The sequence below is a fragment of the Streptomyces sp. 13-12-16 genome (assembly GCF_002114215.1).
Lineage (GTDB): Bacteria > Actinomycetota > Actinomycetes > Streptomycetales > Streptomycetaceae > Streptomyces.
The window spans coordinates 1-408 of record NZ_NCTE01001451.1; the positions used below are offsets into that span (position 1 = coordinate 1).

A 408-nucleotide genomic window follows, 5' to 3' on the forward strand; every position below is an offset into this window, starting at 1 on the left:
GACCTGGGCGCCCCGGACACCTGGAGCTCGGCCCGCTCCAGCGCCGTACCGGCGGACGAGGCACAGGGGTCGGCCGACGAAGCGGACCCGGACCCGGCCGCCCCCGCCGACGACGACCGCAGCGACGCCCGCCGGGCCGCCTCGGCCCGCCGCTCCCGCGAACGCGGCCGCACCCCCCTCTTCGACCAGTACGAGGACGGCGACCGCCCGAAGGCCGCCAACGAGTAGTGCCAGGCCAATGGATTTCCGAGCACCCCGATCGGGATGCTAAAGTTTCACTCGTTGCAAGGGCCTGTGGCGCAGTCCGGTAGCGCACCTCGTTCGCATCGAGGGGGCCAGGGGTTCAAATCCCCTCAGGTCCACTGCACAGTTGGAAGCCCCCGCCGAGAAATCGGCGGGGGGCTCTTC

Annotated in this window: 1 tRNA gene and 1 pseudogene; both read left to right on the forward strand. The window is 71.8% G+C overall.

The features are described 5' to 3' along the window. Nucleotides 1-228: pseudogene (locus tag B7767_RS42375) on the forward strand (hypothetical protein); the annotation flags it as partial. A gap of 60 nt (nt 229-288) precedes the next feature. Next, a tRNA-Ala gene (locus tag B7767_RS42380) sits at nt 289-362 on the forward strand. The last annotated feature ends 46 nt before the right edge of the window (nt 363-408 follow it).